This window comes from Paratissierella segnis, assembly GCF_014385195.1.
GTDB lineage: Bacteria > Bacillota > Clostridia > Tissierellales > Tissierellaceae > Paratissierella > Paratissierella segnis.
Map to the genome: position 1 here is coordinate 29544 of NZ_JACRTG010000004.1, position 18907 is coordinate 48450.

The following is an 18907-nucleotide window of genomic DNA, read 5'->3' on the forward strand; positions in this document are numbered from 1 at the left end:
AAGCCTTATTGTTGGGAATCAGCAATAAGGCTTTGTTGTTATTTAATTGATGTAATCCTCCAAGATTCATTTACTTGTTCCGCTTTTATATCAAAAGTAGAAGTGGATACATCATCAGGTACGCTTGTTTTTAATGTAAAATCAATTCTATAGCTATAATCCCCGGTTTTAGATATTTTATAGGAATCCACCCAAGGGCTTGAAGTACCGGTTACAAAGTTTAATTCATATAGTGTTGAATATTTTTCTTTTCTTAATTTATCAGACAATAGACCGTATTGAACTGCTCCATTTCTAGATGTTACTGCATCTGCATACATTTCCACAGCTTCTTTTTCTGACGATGGAAATCGGAAATCTTTAATAAGTCTATCAAAATTGTTTTCATATCCATCCTTGTCAAAAGCCCTTACTGCAAAGCTGCCATCACTTAAATATCCTAAATATATATTTTCGTCCAGTGTATCCCTAAAAAATTGAAATGGAACATAGGTAATTCCATCTATTATAAATTGAGAATCATCTTTAATAGCACCTTTGCCGTCAATAATTGCTCCATCATTTCTATTCCAGCTAATTTTATATCCCATTGCTTCAGCCATATCTCTTAAAGGAATAAGAGGCATGTCTTTCTCAAGTACCTTGTGCCCACCTTTTATATCATTTCCGTTATAATTGATATAACCCCTTTCTGCTCCATCTTTAATTGAATTATATATATTATCTTTTAGTAAATCCTTGATTTGATCCAATTCAATTTCAAATTGTGGAATTCCTGAGGCGTAAGCAGCTATTTCATATAAGCCAAAATAAATCACAAGTTTGTTACCGTTTAAATAATAGTCGAACTCGCCATTTTTTTCCAGAATGGTTTGTGAGGTACTATCCACGTAAGTTTCTGGATCTTCTTTTATAGATGAAATAATCAGCTCATTTACAAGTTTTGTTCCGGCTTTTGAATCCTTAAACAAGTCTTTAAAGCCATATATTTCACCAGTTGATATATTTGCAGTAATGGAATTTATAAAGTTCATTCCATGGGCGCCGCCTGAATAGGTGTCGATGTACAACTGTACTGAAAGAATATCTCCATTTAGCGAATAATCATAGTAAATATCCAAAGTGGATCTTGCATTGAAGGTTTCATTGAAGGTTTCTCCATTCTTTATGGCTTCTTCCTTTATTTTCTCTAATTCTATCCCTGTAGTTCGGGCATCTCCAATATAATCGATTACTAAGTTTCTTATTTTTGTGTTGATTTCATCAGCTCCCTTAAAGCCTTCAAAATATGGAACTGCAACATTGATATTGCATAAACCTTCGTCAAGTTTTACGACACTTTGTTTTACTGCGAAGCCATCATCCGCATATGATGGGATCACAGCAGCTACAGCCATTACTATGGCCAAAATAAATACTAAATATTTTTTCATCATAAAAACCCCTTTCGCATCTTTTTAATTATACTTTACCACCGGTAGAAGTATTTGGGGTGACAAAAGGGTTACATAGTTAATAAATTATTGATAAATATCAACATAATGATATAGTTAATATTATAGAAGTTTGATAAAATTATTGGAGGATTAAATGAAGCATGAATACAGATTTTGTCGAAGTTACATTAACTACAGTAAGTAAGGGCTTACTTGAGGAAGTTTTGGATATATATGTTACTAATGCAGAATATTTTAAAGTCTCATCAGGTGAAAAACCTTCATTGGAAACTATCATTGAAGATAAAAACGAGATACCGCCAGGTTTGAAATTAGAAAACAAAAATTATAAATTGATAAAAAAAGGCGGACTTAATATTGGAGTAGTAGACTATTTAGAAGGCTATCCGGATAAAGATACAGTGTATATAGGATTATTAATGATTCATGGGGACTATCATAGGCAGGGATATGGAAGAGCTTTCATAGATAGATTCGCAAGAGATATGAAATTAAAAGGCTATAAGAGACTAAGATTAGGGGTGCTGGAACAAAATAAAAAAGCTTTTGAGTTTTGGACTAAAATGGGATTTGAAGCAGTAAAGGAGGTAAATAGCACAATTCATCCGGAAAGAAATTGGAAAATTAAAGTCATGGAAAAAGTTATTTGAGCGAAATTGGAGTAAAATATGATATAGTAAAATAAATATATTTTTGAAACTTAGCTATTGTGATAGATTACAAGAAGCATAGCAAAAAATAATCTTAGGGGCGATGACTGTGAAAATAGAAGATTTACGTAAATTAGAAAATGAAACTGAAAGAGTATCTGCTCTTTATGATATTTTTGATGAAGGGACAAGACTATCTACTAAATCAACACAAATTGAATTTCTAACGACAATAAGGCAAATAGAAAAGCATCTAAGATCAGGAATGAGAATTCTAGATTTAGGAGCCGGAACAGGAAAATATAGCATATATTTTGCAAAACATGGTTATGAAGTTACTGCAGTCGAGCTGGTAGAAAAACATGTTAAGGAGATTAGAGATAGAGTGAGTTTGGACATGCCTATCCAAGTATTTCAGGGCAATGCTTTAGATTTATCTATGATTGAAGATAATACATATGATATTGTACTATGTTTTGGACCATTGTATCATTTAACAAAAATTGAAGATAGGATGCAATGCATAAAAGAGGCAAAGCGAGTGTGTAAGGCTAATGGCAAGATGTTCTTTGCATTTATTTCAAATGATATGGTCATCACTACTGAAACATTTTTGTATACTCCCGATTTTTTATTGAGTGATTTATATGATCACAATAGTTTTAAGGTCGAAGATTTTCCTTTTGTTTTTCATACGATAGACGATTGCAGAGGACTATTGAGAAATGCAAATGTTAAAATAATATCGGAAGTAGCAGCTGACGGTTTAAGTGAACTCTTTGCAGATAAAATCAATAGTATGGATGAAGAAAGCTATATTCAATGGTTAAATTTCCACTTTTATTGTTGTGAAAGACCTGAATTTTTAGGAGCAAGCAATCATTTGTTGTTTGTAGGAGAAAAGTAAATTTTTACAAAGGAGTGTTTTTTATGACCGGAAGAGAGCTTGTGGTATGTTTGTGGGATGAAATGGCAAGTCAGAATTGGGATAAAGTGAAATTATGTTTTGACGAAAATGCAATAATTCGTTGGCATAATACAAATGAATCTTTTAATGTCGAGGAGTTTATTTTGGTAAACAGCAAATACCCTGGGAATTGGAACATATCAATTAAGCGGATTGAACAGTCCCAAAATGTGATTATTAGTGTAGCATTGGCACAGTCCTTAGATAGTGATGTGTGTGCATATGCAACATCTTTTTTTGAAGTTGAAAATGGTAAAATAATTTGTTTGGATGAATATTGGGGAGACGTTACTGACAGACCACAGTGGAGAGAAGCTGTAGTGTAGGACTACTTGTCCAACTCTATATCAATAGGTGAGCCTATTGATATAGAGTTTTTATCTATTATAGAATCGTAAGCCAGTATCTCCACACCTTTTTCACTAGCTAACCTTACAGCTTCTGAAAATTTATTATCCATTTTCCAATTGAGCCTAAAAACCTTTGGACCTTTCATTTGTATTAGAAAAAATATAATTCCCCTATATCCTTGTTTTACAGCCTCAATCATTTCAAGTGCATGTTTTGTACCCCTTTCAGTCGGGGCATCCGGGAACATGGATATTCCGTCATTTTCTAGAGTAACCCCTTTTACTTCTATAAAACCTTTCTTAACCTCATCTTCAAAATATATATCAAATCTGGAATTATTAAAACTTACTTCTCTCTTTATATAAGTTAAATTTGTAAGCCCATCTATACTATTTTCGCGAAGTGCATTGTATACTACAAAATTAGGAACCTGAGAGTCCATATTAATTAACATATCATTTTTCCATACAGAAATTAATGAATATTTTGTCTTCCTATTAGGGTTTGAAGAACAATCCTCTAATATTACTTTTACTCCTGGGATAAGGAGTTCTCGGCACCTACCCGTATTTTTAACATGTACTGTTTCTTTTTTTCCATTTATCAATACATGAGAAATAAATCTATTTGGTCTATTTAAAAATATTCCTTCAACTATTTTTTCGTATTGCATAACCATCACCTTATAATTTTAAGAAACTTATTTAATTGTAACATTAAGAGACATCTATGGCAAATTTAAGAGGAAATGCTGATTAAGTGTTCTTTACTGTATTTTCAATATTTGTGTTATTGTTTGGATATATATATGATTTTTATAAAAAAATAGTGAAGGTAGCTAGATGCAGCTACTTTCACCGGAACATATACATTTGGAGGGACTAGTCTTCCTTAGGTTTTATACTCTTAGGGATTGCTCTTTTAGGCAATACTTTGTCAACTTCTTCCTGAAACTGTTCCTCTGTAATCTCCCCATTTAACAATTTAGTTTTTAATTCCCTAAGTTTTGCCTTGGTTTCTTCCGGCAATTCCTTTTTAGGAACTTCTTCATTACATTGGGTTTTATTTGGAAACAATTTTTTCATTTCTTCATGAAATTGCTCTTTTGTTATTTCACCCGTTTTTAGTTTTTCTTTTAGCTCTTTTACTTTAAGCTTTGTTTCTTCGGGAATCTCTTCCATTTTTAAATTACCGTTATCGTTTTTTAAAATTTGAATCCTATCAAAATCATTATTTGCAAAGGAAACAGCAGGTATAGATAAAACTAAAGATAGTGCCAATAGTATTATTCTCTTTTTCAAAATCATAAGATCACTCCCTTAATTTTATTTTTGCCTCCATTTTTATTATGTGTTAATAAATCATAATAACTATAGAATAAAAAGGTAATTTTTTAAGAAATTGCTTTTATATAGTGAAATAAAAGCGCTAATATAATATAATCTTATTTACATGGTTAAATATTAATAGGCGGGAAAAAATTATGATTACCAATGACTTTTTATTTTTATATTGACTTTGATAAATGGAGAAAAATATGCTTTAAAAGCTATGATTTAAAAATTTTAATTTAATCTGGAATAGAACTAAACTTGCATTGGTATTATTATTTAGAATCAACATATATTAGTGAACGTAAGAGTGAGTATTTTAATGAACAAAAGGGATGATTAAATTGTTAGATTTAATATTGTTAGGTAGTGGCGGTGGAATGCCTATGCCAAATAGGCATCTATCCTCACTTTTGTTAAGTTATCAGGGCCGAAAGATATTGATTGATTGCGGAGAAGGCACACAGGTTGCTATGAGGAAGATGAATACCGGGTTTAAATCCATTGATATCATATGTATTACACATTTTCATGGGGACCATATCTTTGGGTTACCGGGATTGCTTTCCACTATTGGGAATAGTGACAGAACTGAGCCTATTATTATAATAGGTCCTCATGGGCTGAAGGCTGTGCTAAAAGGAATCCTTATAACAACTTATCTTCCTTATGATATATATATTATAGAAAATTCTGAGACTTCATTGGGATTTATATTGGATTCTAAACTTCTTAAGTTAAATGAGTTTCAAGGGAACGGGAAGAATGATATGATTATAGACACAATAGAGCTTGAGCATTCATCTCCTTGTGTAGGCTACAGTTTTTATTTTTCAAGGGCACCCAAATTTCTTATCGAGAAAGCATCTTTGAACAATGTGCCCCAAGATATTTGGAAAAGACTTCAAAAAGGGGAAAATGTGTTCTATAATGGAGAATTATATGAACCAAATATGGTTTTGGGAGAAGAGCGAAGGGGCATTAAGCTATCATATATTACGGATTCCAGACCTGTAGATGCAATTCCTGAATTTATAAAAGGCAGCGATTTATTTGTATGTGAGGGCACTTATGGAAGTGATGAGGATTTGGATAAGGCGATGAAAAACTTTCATATGACTTTTTCTGAGGCTTCCAAATTAGCATCAAAAGGAGAAGTCAAGGAATTATTGTTAACACATTTTAGCACTTCTATTGAAAATCCCGAGGAATATAAGGAAGACGCAAAAAAGATATTTGAAAATACAATAATAGGTTACGATGGTTTAGAAAAGACAATCAGGTATCAATGATATCTATAAATAGAAGAGGTAAATTAGCAATAGGTGGGAATAACCCATGGCGAATGGAAAATATAACTAAAGATACATCAATACTTCTGCTTTAAACAGATTATCCGTATAGCTATACTCAAGGAGTCCATTATATTTTTCAAGAGTGGACTCTATATTTTTGAGCCCAAGCCCGTGATTATCCTTATCATCTTTAGTGGTTATTAAACCTTTGGCGCCTACAGATATCTTTCCATCAAAATTATTTTGGATTTGGATTATAAGTACCCCACGGTCATACTTTATAGATACCCAAATAGTTCTGTTTTCCTTTAATTTTTTCAAAGCTTCTACAGAATTATCGAGAAGATTTCCAAGGATAACAACCATGTCAAAAGATTCCAACTCCAAATCGGAAGGAACTTTAATATCAAGATGGGTATTTACGCCTATGGACTTTACATAGTCAAGCTTATAATTTAATATACTGTCTATCACAAGATTTCCGGACTCCACAATTTTACTGTTAAAGGGGGCGTATTTTTCAAGCTGGTTTATATAGTTTAGAGCTCTGGAGATCTCATTTTCTCTTATAAGGGAGCCGATAGCTCCTATGTGGTTAGCTATATCGTGTTTTAGAGAAGCAGTTTTTTCTACAGAAGATTTCATAAGCCAAAATTGATTATCATAGTATCTTTTTTCCTGCTCCAATATGGATTTTTCAATCTTCATTTCAGCAGAGGATTTCAGCGCATCATATAGGTAAAATAAGAGAACGATAATCAGAAATAAGAGAGAAATGATTATGCTTGCTTTGACAGTATGTATTTGTGAGTCTACAAGAGCAACCACTATATATAGGGAGCTTAAAGATATAATTAAAATGGACAACCAATAGCTTGTGGAAAGTTCGAAACCCTTTTTAATATTGCTATAGTTTTCAATAAACAAAGCTGCAAAAAATCCAATAAGTTTTGAGAAAATATATCCCAGTGAAAATGAATATCCTGGGTTTTTGCCAAATACGGATATGACCAGATAACCTGTTAATAAAGAAACAATAGTTTCTGAAATCATTAAAATTAAATATATTAAAAATACTGCTATAAATCTATTTTTATATGTAGCTTCATAATTAAATGAAATAAGAGCCAGTAATATAATATTACTTACAAGTGTAATGATAGGTATATTTACTATTAAATATAAGGCGCTTATAATGAAATAATAAGAAAAATAAGATAATATCTCTATTTTATTGTTTGAGGCTATATCTTTAAAAAATACATGCATAAGCTTATATATTGTATATACATATATCAATTCCGATGACAGATAAATGATATAATTGTTTAAATCCATATTATTCTCCTCCACCAACCAATCTAATAAGCTTTTCTCTCATGGATTTTCTTCTGGATTGGCTTATTGGAAGTTCTATATTATTAGACATAATTACTCTATCGTACAAATAGGACCTTATATAAAGGTTATTTACTAAATAGGACTTGTGGATATAAAGGAAACCTAGATTTTTGACTTTATCATACACATAATCCATAGAACCATAAAAAGAATCCCTGCTATCTTTTGTAATTATATTTATCTTTCTATCATCACTTTCAAAGTATATTATATCCTTTGACTCTATTTTGTTGTAAGTATGTCCTTTTTTATACTGAAAATAGCTATTTTTCGAGTTAATAATCCTAAGAGCAGTAAGAAATAATTCCTCAACATGTTCTAAATGCAAAGGCTTAATTAAGAAATCTATCGGCCTTATTTGAAAAAGATCCATAGCATAGCTTTGTTTTCCTGAAATATATGCTATCTGTGTGCTATCATCCATCATATCATTTCTGATTTTTAAGCCTAATTGAATACCATCCATATCCTCCATCTCAATGTCAAGAAATATTAAATCAAAGGAATTTTCATCCATTATATGATTTAGCAGTTCTACTCCAGAGAAAAAAACATCAATTTCAACAAGGACTGAATGCTTTTTACCAAGTTCAATAAGCATTTTATCAAGCTGAGAGGTAACTTCTACCACATCATCACAAATAGCAATTTTTAGCATGTCCATCCCTCCTTTAATTATTAACATTATACCAATAATTTTAAATTTCTACAAAAATATATATAAATTTCTACAATATCCGGCACGAATAATATAAAAATGCTATTATTAAATTGCCAAAAGAATATGAAAGGAGGGAAGACAATGAAAAAGATATTATTATATATCAGTAGTTTAGTTGCCAGCTTTGCGTTTATAGTTACTTCATCAAATGTAAATACAACATGTGCTTTCCTAATTCATCAACCTAAACTGCCGCAGGGAGCAGAAAAATTATCTAAGCATTAATGATAGGAGCATTTGCAGATAAGATAACGAATTACCTTATGAAAAACGGATTTGTTCCGCGTGAAGATCGAGAGATTTATGCATATGGTTTGCACCTAGGCATAATAATGATTATAAACTTTATAACTTTCATTTTAATCGGTTTATTTTTCAAAATGGTCAAAGAAAGTTTAGTGTTTATGATATTTTATATTCCTTTGAGAACCTATGCAGGAGGATATCATGCTAAAACACCGACAAGGTGTTATTTCCTATCTATACTTATGATTCTATCAGTGCTTTTGGCTGTAAAGACTGCTTCTTGGACAAATTCTATGGTTATAGGTATGTCGTTGTTAAGTGGGATAACCATATTTGCTCTAGTGCCTGTAGAGGATGGAAATAAACCTTTATCTAATTCACAAGTGATACGATATAAGAAAGTGGCAAGAATGATTTTGGCAATTGAACTGATTGGAATTTCAATATTATTATACGGAGGATATTTTAACATAACCTTACCTATGGCATTGTCAATTGTGACTATAAGCATTATGGTCATTCTTGGTAGGGTGAGAAATAAGCTAAATGTCATAAAATAAGTATAATATGTCGAAAGCGGATCACTAGAGAAAAGAAATAAAAAGGGGTATAGGGATATATAATAAATTGTAAGTTATTAAAGTAGAAAACATTTTTATGATGTTGGTATGCCAATTATGGTGTTTTTGCACTAATACTAGCAAATTGCGCATATTAGTCAAGAAAATTCTATCGGTGATGTACTTTAAGTGTATAATTATGATAAGATTAGTAAATGAGTAAATATCAATATTCTAGGGGAAGTGAGATATTATCTCATTACATTGCATTACTATATAATTTTAATGACTTGATATTTTGCTTTGACTGTAATTTCTTATTTGTATTATGAATTTATATACCAATTTATGTTGCTAGTAAAGAAGCTGACAACAAATAGGCTGCATCAAAAAAAGATGCAGCCTATTTGTTTATAACGAATGAGCTCTTTCTCTTTTTTTATGCTATTATAATCTATAGTAATATTTATTATGAGAGGAAATTAAATGGATATGGTCAGTATTGTAAAATGTATAGAATATGATTATAATGAAGTGCTAAATTCGGTTAAAAAGTGTCTAGATGGCATCGAAGGGATTAAGAAGATTGAAAAGGGCAGCAGAGTTCTGGTAAAAACCAATCTGCTAAAGAAAAACAAACCAGAGGATGGAGTTACGACACATCCATATATAGTAGAAGGCGTAGTAAGATATCTTCAAGATCTGGATTGTCAGGTAATAGTAGGGGATAGCCCCGGTGGTCCGTTAACAAAGAGAATACTAAAAGGAATATATGAAACATCAGGTTTGATTGGAGTACAAGAGAGAACAGGCTGTGAGTTAAACTATGATGTAGATTCAAAGGATATTTATAATGAAAATGCAGAATTTGTAAAGCATATGAAAATTGTAAAAGCTTTCGATGAAGTGGATTATGTAGTTTCCTGTGCAAAGCTTAAAACCCATGGGATGATGACTTATACAGGAGCGGTCAAGAATCTGTTCGGAGTTATCCCCGGTGTAACTAAAGCGGATTATCATCTTAAGATGAATGACTCAAATAATTTTGCAAATATGTTGTTGGATATATGTGAATATATAAATCCCGTTTTCTTTATTATAGATGCAATTGAATGTATGGAAGGCAACGGACCTTCTTCGGGAGATATACGAAAAGTAGGACTGATTATGGCATCTGAAAACCCTTATTTGTTGGATTATTTTGCTGTAAAAGTTGCTGGTATAGACTATAAGTTGGTACCAACTATAACCGAATCCTTGAAAAGAAATTTACTTAAAATTAGTGATATAGAAAAAATTCCTTTAAATATAGGTGTGATGGCGTCAAACCATTTAAACTACCTAACTCTATAAATATTAACTTTATAGGAGGTAGGGTTCCGAGATTTGTAGAGGACTTCGTTAACAATTATTTAAGACCTATGCCTGTGGTGAATAAAGGGAAATGTATATCTTGTAAAATATGCATGGAAAATTGCCCTGCTAAAGTAATTACTATGCAAAATAGTAAACCTAAGATTAATACAAAGAATTGCATAAGATGTTTTTGCTGTCATGAATTATGTCCTAAAAAGGCTATAGATATAAAAGAACACCCTATACATAGGTTGATATTTGGACAAAAATAAGGATGGGCTTTCCATCCTTATTTCATTTCAATGATTATTATTTAATCATATAATTCTGGATCTTTAGGATTTTGTAAAATGATATTGGATGAATGAATCAAGGCATCTAATCCCTTATTAAAAGGATCATCGGGATATGGATTTTCATTTTCATAAATGTAATCTGTAATACCAACATAATCTATATCATCTAATTCATCCAAATTTGGATTTGAATCTTCATTAAAATCTTCGAAGGTAATGTCATAATTTTTAGGCCTTTTTTTCATATAAACACCTCCGAAACTAGTATATCCAAATTCACAATTCACAATTCACAATTCACAATTCACAATTAAAATGCCGGTACTACTCCACCATCATAGTTTTCCTCGATGAATTTTCTAACTTTATCTGACTGCAAAGCTTTTAACAATTTTTGAAACTTTTCTTGATTTTCTTCACCCTCTCTTACAGCTACAATATTAGCATAAGGTGAGTCTTTATCCTCTATTATTAATCCGTCATTAACCGGGTTCAATCCTGCTTCCAAAGCATAATTCCCATTGATTACAGCGCCATCAACATCATCTAGTACTCTTGGAAGCCCTGCAGCTTCCAAAGCTGTTATTTTTATGTTTTTAGGGTTTTCAACTATATCTTTTTCCGTAGCACTTAGTCCGGCACCTTCTTTTAATTTAATTAATCCGTTGTGCTCCAATAAAATCAATGCCCTGCCCCCGTTAACACTATCATTTGGAACTACGATCTCAGCATTATTGGGTATTTCGTCCAAAGAATTATATTTATTTGAATACAATGCCATAGGTTCAACATGTACACTTCCCAAAGATATCAATTTTACGTTTTGCTTAGCAACAAAATCTTCTAAATAAGGAAGATGCTGAAAGAAATTTGCATCCAATTCTCCATCGTTTAAAGCAATATTTGGCTGGACATAATCTGTAAAGGTAACTGTCTTAACCTCTATACCTTCTTTTTTCAAATCATCAATTACCAATGAAATTAGTTTTTCATGGGGTTCAGGGGACACTCCAATGATTATTTCATTATCTTTTTCTGACTTTTCACTGTAGCCTGCTAATAAGGATAAAGATAAAATAGATATTATTAAAATTGAAAATATTTTTTTCATTTATATTCCTCCAATAATTTATTTTTTGTTAATACTGGTTGATAGTTTATTTCCTAAAAATTGTATTGATTGTACCAAAAAAACAATAATTAAAACTGAATAAATCATAACATCTGTTTTAAAACCATAATATCCAAAACGTATTGCCAAATCTCCCAGGCCACCGCCGCCAAGAGCTCCTGCCATAGCGGAATATCCGATTAGATTGATTATAGTAAGGGTTATTCCCAATATAATAGAGGGCATGGCTTCGGGTATCAATACCTTGAAAATAATTTGTGGAATACTGGCACCCATGGATAGGCTTAATTCAATTACACCTTTATCTACTTCTTTAAAGCTACTTTCCATAACTCTGGCAACGAAAGGAGCAGCTGCTATGGATAATGGAATTATAGTAGCAGTAGTCCCTATTCTTGTACCAACTATGAGTTTGGACAATGGAAACAATAAAATCATAAGAATTAAAAATGGAAATGATCTTAATGCATTAATTATTCCATTGAGAATTTTATTAAGTAGCGGTTGTTCCCATATATTGCCCTTTTCAGTTACTACTAGGAGTACCCCTAAAGGGAATCCTAACAGTACCGAGAAAATAGTAGAGAATAATACCATATATAGGGTTTCCATTAAAGGTTGTACAAATAAATCAGCCATTATATCACCTCCACATGTACATTTTCATTTTTAAGATATGAAAGTGCACGATTTATTTCATCATCTTCACCAATGAATTCCAGCATCAGATATCCAACATTTGTTGCTTGCAGCTTGTTGATATTTCCGGAAAGTATATTTATATTTATATCGAAATTTTTCATAACTTCTGAAATTATAGGTTTTTTTGCACTATTTCCAAGATAACTTAGTCTAATAATTTTTCCTTGAAAATCATCAGGATTTATAAACTCATCGTCTATATTTTCAGGTATAGCATTTACAAAATTTTTAGCAGTCTTAGTTTGTGGTGATTTAAACAAATTTTCAACGGTATTTACTTCTATAATTCTTCCATTTTCCATGATTGCAACTCTATCGCATATTTCCTTAACTACTTCCATTTGATGTGTTATCATTACAATGGTAAGTCCAAGTTCCTTCCTAATTTTATTTAGTAGAGAAAGTATGGACTTAGTTGTTTTTGGATCAAGTGCAGAAGTACCTTCATCACTTAATAACAATTTTGGCTTATTAGCTATGGCTCTGGCAATTGCCACCCTTTGTTTTTGTCCGCCGCTAAGTTGGCTTGGATAGGCATATTTTTTATCTGTCAATTCAACGTAAGATAATAGTTCGTTTACTCTATTTTCAATTTGTTCACTACTTTGTCTTTCTAATTGTAATGGGAAAGCAATATTTTCATATACTGTTTTTTGAGAAAGAAGATTGAAATGCTGAAAGATCATGCCAATTTCCTTCCTTTGTTTCCTTAAATCCTCCTTGCCCAATCCCGTTATATCAATTCCATCTATAACAATCTTTCCGCTTGAAGGTTCTTCTAGTCTATTGACACATCTTATAAGGGTAGATTTACCGGCACCGCTTAAACCGATAATACCAAAAATCTCCCCTTTTTCTATTTTAAGATTGACTTCTTTGACTGCAGTTAAGGTATCTTCTCCTACTATAAAGTTTTTCGTGAGATTTTCAATTTGTATCATTATTACACCTCATTTGTTTTTTACATTAAAAAAACCTCTTGATAAAAGAGGCGGCCGTTCCTCTCTCATCTCTCGGTAAATACCGTTGGAATTAGCACCTTGTAATTTCACAGGTTGCTGGGCTTCATCGGGCCAATCCCTCCACCTCTCTGGATAAGAGTTATGATTTTCTAACGAATAGGAAAATTAAACTTTATAATGAGAATTTCCTTAAGTTTTCGATAGAAACTTTTCAATTTAAATTTTATTCTATATCTTATCATTTGCTTTGTCAACTAAAATTTTAGAATATTGTGGTTATATTTTGATAATGTCACCTATAATTATCTTTTAAGACCCCATGGCTTGACCCTAAAATCGTAGATCCCTCGTTGCACTCAAGGATGACACCAGCAGTGATTATACTGCCTTTTATCAACTGTATTTTCACTGTTGCTTATCACTTTGCCCTATGTTTTACCTATTACCTATTACTTATTACCGATTACCTATCTTTCCTGTTTTTCACTCTTAGTTCTTAACTCTTCATATCTTAAAACCAGAGATCCTTCGGTAGTTAAGTTAATCCTGCCCGTCTCGCCCTTAGATTACAAAGGGTACACAGCAGGACGACCCAAGGGTCGATTGTGAATTGATTTGTGTATTGCCTTTGTTCATTTAAGTAAAAAGTGTTATAATTAAATAAATTGTAAACCGTCATTTGTATGTAGATAATTTAACAATATTGTTATATAATTAATTGTGAAAGATATTTAGTATAAAAGATTAATAGGAGGAGTTTCATGAAAATTAAAGTATGCATGGGTTCAAATTGCACTTTATTGGGAGCAATGAATTTACTGGACCAAATTGAGGATTTAAAGGGTATTCTTGAAAGTAATGATGAGAAATATAATGACGAAAAATTGGAAATTGAGCCTGTTACATGTATGGGTTATTGCAAAAAGATGGGTACTGGTATTTCGCCCGTAGTTATGTTAGATGGCGATATTATTTTCAATGCCACCGGTCAGATCGTTATGGAAAAGATTATGGATAAAAAGATAAAGGATTAATCCTTTAATTTGGGAGGAATAAGAGCCAATGAAAGAAAGCTACGTTGATCTTGTAAATATAAGAAGAAAAGTCTTTGCTTTGATTGCTAAAATGGCTTATGAAGATGCAGACCTTAATGAGCTTGAGAAAGCTTCATATGATTTAATACCAGGTGAGATAGCTACATATAGAGAAAGTATTTTTAGAGAAAGAGCAATTATTGAAGAGAGATTAAGATTAACTATGGGGCTTGATGCAAGACATATGAATGAATTTACCAGAGTAACTGATGGGATTGATGAAATTAATGTAAATGAAATAAAAATAAATCTACCATTAGTTAATGTAATTACATTCGCTTGTGAAGCTTGCCCTACTAGAGCGTTTCAAGTTACTGATAATTGTAGAAAATGTCTGGCGCATCCTTGTACCAATGTATGCCCAGTAAATGCTGTTTCTATTGGAAAAGATAGAGCGATTATAGATAAGGAAAAATGTATTAAATGCGGCAAGTGTAAAGAGGCTTGTCCATATAGTGCAATAGTTGAATTTCACAGACCTTGTGCATTTGTTTGCGGTGTAAATGCAATAGAAAGCGACTATTTAGGAAGAGCTAAAATAAATGAGGAAAAATGTGTATCTTGCGGACGTTGCGTAATACAGTGTCCATATGGAGCAATTGCTGATAAATCTCAAATTTATCAGGTTGTAAAGGGATTAAAAAACAAGGAAAATATGTACGCGATAATTGCCCCATCTTTTATTGGACAATTTGGTGTTTTGGCTAGTCCGATTCAGATCGTAGAAGGAATAAAACAGTTGGGTTTCAAGGATGTAGTTGAAGTTAGTTTAGGAGCGGATATTACAACTTTACATGAAGCAAAGGAGTTTATTGAAAAAGTTCCGGAAGAAATGCCCTTTATGGGAACAAGTTGCTGTAATTCATGGGCATTGATGGTTGAAAAGATGTTTCCTGAACAATATGAATATATTTCTGATTCATCATCACCCATGGTAGAAACCGCAAAATATATTAAGAAAAAAGATCCGGATGCTATTATTACATTTATAGGACCTTGTATTTCTAAAAAGCTGGAAGCTTTACGGGAAGATGTAAAGGATTATGTGCAGTTTGTCCTTACCTTTGAAGAATTAATGGGAATATTTGTTGCCAAGGATATTGAGTTATCCGAAATAGAAGTAGATAAAGAGATTCAGGATGCATCTACATTAGGCAGGGGTTATGCTGTGGCAGGCGGAGTTGCTGAGGCAGTTAAAAAAACTGCTCAGTTATTAGATCCTTTAAGAGAAATAAATGTGGAATGTGCTTCGGATTTACATGATTGCGTTAGGCTTATGAGACTTGCAAAGGCAGGAAAGAAAAACAATTATTTGTTGGAAGGCATGGCTTGCCCAGGAGGATGTATTGCAGGACCCGGAACATTAGCTTCTGCAGATAGGGTGAAAAAGTCGGTTATGGAATTTAAAAATCAATCGGTATATAAAAATCCTTTAGAAAATGACATTATAGATGATGAATTAAGACATTAATAAAATATTTTAGACCACACTGTTCGATTTATTTAAATACAAATGGATTGGTGTGGTTTTTAAAATGGGAAATATTGTAAGAATAATAAAAGATATTAGTGCCACAATAATTATGATTAAATAATTATTAGGAGGCATATATATGGCTTTAAAAAATACCATAAATTTACAAAGTGTGACACAACAGGAATTAAACAGCGTTAAGGAAATTGCGGGAGCACACATAGCAATGAGCGCTAAATTTAACTTATATGCAAATCAAATAACCGATCCGCAATTTAAACAAATGTTTGAACAATCCAGTACTGATTGTCAAACTACTGCAACCAATTTAATAAATTCATTATAGGAGGGATATTATGGAAGACAGAGATATGGTATATGATATATTAACAGGAACAAAATCAAGTATAAATTCGTATACACATGCTATAATGGAGACATCAAATCAGCAGCTTAGAAACTCCTTGATTCAATTAAGGGATGAAGCGGAACAGATGCAGTATCAGATTTCTCAAATGGCATCGCAAAAAGGTTGGTATACACCTGCACCCCAAGCTAATCAGAATGATGTAGATACGATAAAATCAACTTTATCAGCAGCAGTATCATCTACATCCAGTTCGATGAATACATCCTCAAATGCTAAAATGAATTCTTCAAATAATAGCAAGATGAATAATTTTAAACCAATGCATTAAAAATTGTCCCGGATGGGACATTTTTTTTGTAAAAAAATTAACTAATTTAAAATTTGTAGTATAATGTTAATTGATAGTTCACAATTAATAAGATAGTTAAGAGTGAAGGATTAAGAGTGAAGAGTTGCTAGGGTCATTAATAGAGATTCTTCACTTTTGTTCAGAATGACATCCTGCAGTGATTATTCTGCCTTTATTGACCCAAGATCATTGCTTATGTCATCCTTGAGTGTAACGAATGATCTCCGCTTTTTAAAAGATAGTTAAGAGTGAAGAATTAAGAAAAGAAATTGTTAATTGATATAGGGGGTTAGTAGTTTATGCTTCGTACTGGTGTTGATATTGTTCAAATTGATAGAATAAAAAAAATAATGGAGACAAAAAGAGAAAGTTTCTATAGTAAAATATTTACCGATAATGAAATTGAGTATTTAAAGATCAAAAATCATAATGGAGAAACAGCTGCAGGTTTATTTGCGGCTAAAGAAGCCATAAGTAAAGTTTTCGGAACGGGTATAGGGCAAATTGGATGGAAAGACTTTGAGATTTTACACGATAGTAATGGTAGACCTTATGTTGTGTTATTATGCAATGAAGATATTGTAAGTGATTTAGGTTTAAAGTCCATTGAAGTGTCTATTTCTCATGAAAGGGAATATGCTATTGGATTTGCTATTGGATCCGGAGATTATAATTATAATATACCTGATGATATTAAGCACATATTGAAAAAAAGAGAGTTGGACACGCATAAGGGAACTTATGGACGAGTAGGTATAATAGGTGGCAAAAAAGGGATGACAGGTTCAATTTATCTGACTTCAAACGCTGCATTGAGATGCGGTTCCGGATTGGTTTATTCTATTGTAGATAGAAGTATAGAAGATATCATGTCCATTAAATTGATAGAGCCCATAATTAAAGGAGTTTCTGATATTGATGATTATCATGAGGCAATTAAAGAGTTAGATGGGTTATGCATTGGCCCGGGATTTGGAGTAGACGAAACGAGAAGAAATATTGTTAAGGAAATAATAAGAACTTTTAAAGGACCTATAGTACTGGATGCGGATGGTATAAACTTAATTGCGGATGAACCGGATGTTTTATTGGAGGGAAATGGCAGAATAGTTATCACACCTCATCCTGGAGAATTGGCTAGATTGCTGGGAAAGAGCATAAAAGAAATCCAAAACAATCGAATTTTTTATTCTAAATATACAGCCGAAAAATATAATGTAATAAATATCCTAAAAGGGCATAAGACTATAGTTGCAGATAAAAATAATATCTATGTAAATGATACCGGCAATCCGGGGATGGCAACTGCAGGAAGCGGAGATGTACTTTCCGGGATGCTAATCAGTTTTATTTGTCAGGGAATCGGGTTATTTGATAGTTGTAGGCTGGGTGTTTTTAGCCATGGTTTAGCAGGAGATTATGCAAAGGACTTGAAAGGAGAATACGGACTTGTGGCAAGTGATATTTTACAAGCTATACCAAAAGCTTTAAACAATATAGTAAGGTAGAGGTGATTATTTGAAAAGGCTCTTTTTGTCAATCCTTTTTATTTCTCTTTTGTTGACGTCCTGTACAAGGGATAAAACCCAAAGTATAAAAAATAAGTTTAAAAAATCATATGAACAATATAACGGATATATAACAGAAGTAGAAATGATTACTACTATAGATGAAAAGGAGAGTTTCTATAACATAAAGGAAAGCTACTATGCAGGCGAAGAAAAATATACTATAGAAATAATTGAGCCAATAGAAACAAATGGAGTTATAATACAGTATCAGGGAGATAAAATATTAATTAAACATGCATCTATAGATGAATATATATCCTTGAAAACCAACGAAGGAATTAATAGAAGTCTACTAATAGGAGAGATATTTAAAAACTTGGATAATATTCATAAGATAAAAGAAGAAAAATTGGATGGAGAGTCGTATTATATATTTTATGTTGACGTAAAAGAAAAAAATCAATATACTGAAGAAATAGAGCTTTGGCTGAAAAAGAAAGATTTTAAACCATATATGTTAAATATATTAGATAAAGATAATAATTCAAGGGCAATATATAAATACAAAAATTTTGAATATATCGAAAATCAATAGGTATATAATGAATAACTTTAATTATATAAAGTTGACACAGTTTATGCAATCAATATATAATTGTTATATACTATTTTTTCTTTTATT

Annotated in this window: 23 protein-coding genes and 1 riboswitch; of the genes, 14 read left to right on the plus strand and 9 right to left on the minus strand. The window is 31.9% G+C overall.

Going from position 1 to position 18907, the window contains the following annotated elements:
* Nucleotides 1–38: 38 nt before the first annotated feature.
* Nucleotides 39–1433 (minus strand): DUF3298 domain-containing protein, encoded by a 1395-nt coding sequence (locus H8707_RS01440; protein WP_262428369.1) that lies wholly within the window; start codon nucleotides 1431–1433, stop codon nucleotides 39–41.
* 164 nt (nucleotides 1434–1597) lie between these two features.
* On the opposite strand from H8707_RS01440, the gene H8707_RS01445 reads away from it, so the two are divergent.
* From H8707_RS01445 to H8707_RS01455, 3 genes are all read left to right on the plus strand, one after another.
* Nucleotides 1598–2107 (plus strand): GNAT family N-acetyltransferase, encoded by a 510-nt coding sequence (locus H8707_RS01445; RefSeq protein WP_262428370.1) that lies wholly within the window; start codon nucleotides 1598–1600, stop codon nucleotides 2105–2107.
* 109 nt (nucleotides 2108–2216) lie between these two features.
* Entirely contained in the window at nucleotides 2217–3014 is a 798-nt protein-coding gene (locus H8707_RS01450; RefSeq protein WP_262428371.1) for a class I SAM-dependent methyltransferase, read from the plus strand.
* A 23-nt stretch (nucleotides 3015–3037) separates the two neighbouring features.
* Entirely contained in the window at nucleotides 3038–3400 is a 363-nt protein-coding gene (locus H8707_RS01455) for a nuclear transport factor 2 family protein (protein ID WP_262428372.1), read from the plus strand.
* Between the two features lie 2 nt (nucleotides 3401–3402).
* On the opposite strand, the gene sfsA is transcribed toward H8707_RS01455, so the two are convergent.
* Together sfsA and H8707_RS01465 are read right to left on the minus strand one after the other, a co-directional pair.
* The gene (sfsA, locus tag H8707_RS01460; protein WP_262428373.1) at nucleotides 3403–4098 is read right to left on the minus strand and encodes a DNA/RNA nuclease SfsA; all 696 of its coding nucleotides are present in this window, start codon (nucleotides 4096–4098) and stop codon (nucleotides 3403–3405) included.
* Nucleotides 4099–4306: 208 nt separating this feature from the next.
* A complete protein-coding gene (locus H8707_RS01465) occupies nucleotides 4307–4732 on the minus strand; it encodes an SHOCT domain-containing protein (protein WP_262428374.1) in 426 nt (141 codons plus the stop codon).
* A 359-nt stretch (nucleotides 4733–5091) separates the two neighbouring features.
* On the opposite strand from H8707_RS01465, the gene H8707_RS01470 reads away from it, so the two are divergent.
* Complete coding sequence (locus H8707_RS01470; protein WP_262428375.1) at nucleotides 5092–6048, plus strand: ribonuclease Z; 957 nt, start codon at nucleotides 5092–5094, stop codon at nucleotides 6046–6048.
* Nucleotides 6049–6114: 66 nt separating this feature from the next.
* Here the strand turns inward: H8707_RS01470 and H8707_RS01475 are convergent, their stop codons facing one another.
* Both H8707_RS01475 and H8707_RS01480 read right to left on the minus strand, forming a co-directional pair.
* Nucleotides 6115–7389 carry a sensor histidine kinase gene (locus H8707_RS01475; RefSeq protein WP_262428376.1) on the minus strand — a complete coding sequence of 425 codons (1275 nt, stop codon included), beginning with the start codon at nucleotides 7387–7389 and terminating at the stop codon, nucleotides 6115–6117.
* A gap of 1 nt (nucleotide 7390) precedes the next feature.
* The gene (locus H8707_RS01480; RefSeq protein ID WP_262428377.1) at nucleotides 7391–8110 is read right to left on the minus strand and encodes a LytR/AlgR family response regulator transcription factor; all 720 of its coding nucleotides are present in this window, start codon (nucleotides 8108–8110) and stop codon (nucleotides 7391–7393) included.
* 144 nt (nucleotides 8111–8254) lie between these two features.
* On the opposite strand from H8707_RS01480, the gene H8707_RS01485 reads away from it, so the two are divergent.
* From H8707_RS01485 to H8707_RS15195, 4 genes are all read left to right on the plus strand, one after another.
* Nucleotides 8255–8398, plus strand: a complete 144-nt coding sequence (locus tag H8707_RS01485; protein WP_262428378.1) for a cyclic lactone autoinducer peptide — start codon at nucleotides 8255–8257, stop codon at nucleotides 8396–8398.
* Nucleotides 8398–8979: an accessory gene regulator ArgB-like protein gene (locus H8707_RS01490; protein ID WP_262428379.1), complete on the plus strand. Its 582-nt coding sequence runs from the start codon at nucleotides 8398–8400 to the stop codon at nucleotides 8977–8979. Before H8707_RS01485 ends, H8707_RS01490 begins: the two co-directional genes overlap by 1 nt.
* Nucleotides 8980–9465: 486 nt before the next feature.
* A complete protein-coding gene (locus tag H8707_RS01495) occupies nucleotides 9466–10332 on the plus strand; it encodes a DUF362 domain-containing protein (protein WP_262428380.1) in 867 nt (288 codons plus the stop codon).
* 68 nt (nucleotides 10333–10400) lie between these two features.
* The gene (locus H8707_RS15195; RefSeq protein WP_394354620.1) at nucleotides 10401–10607 is read left to right on the plus strand and encodes a DUF362 domain-containing protein; all 207 of its coding nucleotides are present in this window, start codon (nucleotides 10401–10403) and stop codon (nucleotides 10605–10607) included.
* A gap of 41 nt (nucleotides 10608–10648) precedes the next feature.
* Here H8707_RS15195 and H8707_RS01500 read toward each other — a convergent pair whose 3' ends face one another.
* The 4 genes from H8707_RS01500 to H8707_RS01515 form a co-directional block, all read right to left on the minus strand.
* Nucleotides 10649–10876: a hypothetical protein gene (locus H8707_RS01500; protein ID WP_262428381.1), complete on the minus strand. Its 228-nt coding sequence runs from the start codon at nucleotides 10874–10876 to the stop codon at nucleotides 10649–10651.
* A 65-nt stretch (nucleotides 10877–10941) separates the two neighbouring features.
* Nucleotides 10942–11742 (minus strand): MetQ/NlpA family ABC transporter substrate-binding protein, encoded by an 801-nt coding sequence (locus H8707_RS01505; RefSeq protein ID WP_262428382.1) that lies wholly within the window; start codon nucleotides 11740–11742, stop codon nucleotides 10942–10944.
* An 18-nt stretch (nucleotides 11743–11760) separates the two neighbouring features.
* Nucleotides 11761–12402 (minus strand): methionine ABC transporter permease, encoded by a 642-nt coding sequence (locus H8707_RS01510; protein WP_262428383.1) that lies wholly within the window; start codon nucleotides 12400–12402, stop codon nucleotides 11761–11763.
* A complete protein-coding gene (locus H8707_RS01515) occupies nucleotides 12402–13406 on the minus strand; it encodes a methionine ABC transporter ATP-binding protein (protein ID WP_262428384.1) in 1005 nt (334 codons plus the stop codon). The genes H8707_RS01510 and H8707_RS01515 overlap by 1 nt, the downstream gene beginning before the upstream one ends.
* 62 nt (nucleotides 13407–13468) lie before the next feature.
* Nucleotides 13469–13566: riboswitch (SAM riboswitch) on the minus strand.
* A 622-nt stretch (nucleotides 13567–14188) separates the two neighbouring features.
* Here H8707_RS01515 and H8707_RS01520 point away from each other — a divergent pair.
* The 6 genes from H8707_RS01520 (at nucleotide 14189) to H8707_RS01545 (ending at nucleotide 18820) form a co-directional block, all read left to right on the plus strand.
* Nucleotides 14189–14461, plus strand: coding sequence for an NAD(P)H-dependent oxidoreductase subunit E (locus H8707_RS01520; protein WP_262428385.1), 273 nt, complete (start codon nucleotides 14189–14191; stop codon nucleotides 14459–14461).
* A gap of 28 nt (nucleotides 14462–14489) precedes the next feature.
* On the plus strand, nucleotides 14490–15992 hold the full coding sequence (locus H8707_RS01525; RefSeq protein ID WP_262428386.1) for a 4Fe-4S dicluster domain-containing protein: 1503 nt from the start codon (nucleotides 14490–14492) through the stop codon (nucleotides 15990–15992).
* A 142-nt stretch (nucleotides 15993–16134) separates the two neighbouring features.
* Nucleotides 16135–16341, plus strand: a complete 207-nt coding sequence (locus H8707_RS01530; RefSeq protein WP_262428387.1) for a hypothetical protein — start codon at nucleotides 16135–16137, stop codon at nucleotides 16339–16341.
* Nucleotides 16342–16351: 10 nt separating this feature from the next.
* Entirely contained in the window at nucleotides 16352–16693 is a 342-nt protein-coding gene (locus H8707_RS01535) for a spore coat protein (RefSeq protein ID WP_262428388.1), read from the plus strand.
* 320 nt (nucleotides 16694–17013) lie between these two features.
* Nucleotides 17014–18222 (plus strand): NAD(P)H-hydrate dehydratase, encoded by a 1209-nt coding sequence (locus H8707_RS01540; protein ID WP_262428389.1) that lies wholly within the window; start codon nucleotides 17014–17016, stop codon nucleotides 18220–18222.
* Nucleotides 18223–18232: 10 nt separating this feature from the next.
* On the plus strand, nucleotides 18233–18820 hold the full coding sequence (locus H8707_RS01545) for a LolA family protein (RefSeq protein ID WP_262428390.1): 588 nt from the start codon (nucleotides 18233–18235) through the stop codon (nucleotides 18818–18820).
* The last annotated feature ends 87 nt before the right edge of the window (nucleotides 18821–18907 follow it).

Excerpts from the sequence above, each read along its gene's own strand:
- H8707_RS01535 (WP_262428388.1), top strand. The coding sequence starts at position 16,352 with ATGGAAGACAGAGATATGGTATATGATATATTAACAGGAACAAAATCA.
- sfsA (WP_262428373.1), bottom strand. The coding sequence starts at position 4,098 with ATGCAATACGAAAAAATAGTTGAAGGAATATTTTTAAATAGACCAAAT.
- H8707_RS15195 (WP_394354620.1), top strand. The coding sequence starts at position 10,401 with ATGCCTGTGGTGAATAAAGGGAAATGTATATCTTGTAAAATATGCATG.
- H8707_RS01485 (WP_262428378.1), top strand. The coding sequence starts at position 8,255 with ATGAAAAAGATATTATTATATATCAGTAGTTTAGTTGCCAGCTTTGCG.
- H8707_RS01500 (WP_262428381.1), bottom strand. The coding sequence starts at position 10,876 with ATGAAAAAAAGGCCTAAAAATTATGACATTACCTTCGAAGATTTTAAT.
- H8707_RS01470 (WP_262428375.1), top strand. The coding sequence starts at position 5,092 with ATGATTAAATTGTTAGATTTAATATTGTTAGGTAGTGGCGGTGGAATG.
- H8707_RS01480 (WP_262428377.1), bottom strand. The coding sequence starts at position 8,110 with ATGCTAAAAATTGCTATTTGTGATGATGTGGTAGAAGTTACCTCTCAG.
- H8707_RS01505 (WP_262428382.1), bottom strand. The coding sequence starts at position 11,742 with ATGAAAAAAATATTTTCAATTTTAATAATATCTATTTTATCTTTATCC.
- H8707_RS01440 (WP_262428369.1), bottom strand. The coding sequence starts at position 1,433 with ATGAAAAAATATTTAGTATTTATTTTGGCCATAGTAATGGCTGTAGCT.
- H8707_RS01445 (WP_262428370.1), top strand. The coding sequence starts at position 1,598 with ATGAATACAGATTTTGTCGAAGTTACATTAACTACAGTAAGTAAGGGC.
- H8707_RS01540 (WP_262428389.1), top strand. The coding sequence starts at position 17,014 with ATGCTTCGTACTGGTGTTGATATTGTTCAAATTGATAGAATAAAAAAA.
- H8707_RS01465 (WP_262428374.1), bottom strand. The coding sequence starts at position 4,732 with ATGATTTTGAAAAAGAGAATAATACTATTGGCACTATCTTTAGTTTTA.
- H8707_RS01495 (WP_262428380.1), top strand. The coding sequence starts at position 9,466 with ATGGATATGGTCAGTATTGTAAAATGTATAGAATATGATTATAATGAA.
- H8707_RS01490 (WP_262428379.1), top strand. The coding sequence starts at position 8,398 with ATGATAGGAGCATTTGCAGATAAGATAACGAATTACCTTATGAAAAAC.
- H8707_RS01515 (WP_262428384.1), bottom strand. The coding sequence starts at position 13,406 with ATGATACAAATTGAAAATCTCACGAAAAACTTTATAGTAGGAGAAGAT.
- H8707_RS01530 (WP_262428387.1), top strand. The coding sequence starts at position 16,135 with ATGGCTTTAAAAAATACCATAAATTTACAAAGTGTGACACAACAGGAA.
- H8707_RS01525 (WP_262428386.1), top strand. The coding sequence starts at position 14,490 with ATGAAAGAAAGCTACGTTGATCTTGTAAATATAAGAAGAAAAGTCTTT.
- H8707_RS01520 (WP_262428385.1), top strand. The coding sequence starts at position 14,189 with ATGAAAATTAAAGTATGCATGGGTTCAAATTGCACTTTATTGGGAGCA.
- H8707_RS01475 (WP_262428376.1), bottom strand. The coding sequence starts at position 7,389 with ATGGATTTAAACAATTATATCATTTATCTGTCATCGGAATTGATATAT.
- H8707_RS01455 (WP_262428372.1), top strand. The coding sequence starts at position 3,038 with ATGACCGGAAGAGAGCTTGTGGTATGTTTGTGGGATGAAATGGCAAGT.
- H8707_RS01510 (WP_262428383.1), bottom strand. The coding sequence starts at position 12,402 with ATGGCTGATTTATTTGTACAACCTTTAATGGAAACCCTATATATGGTA.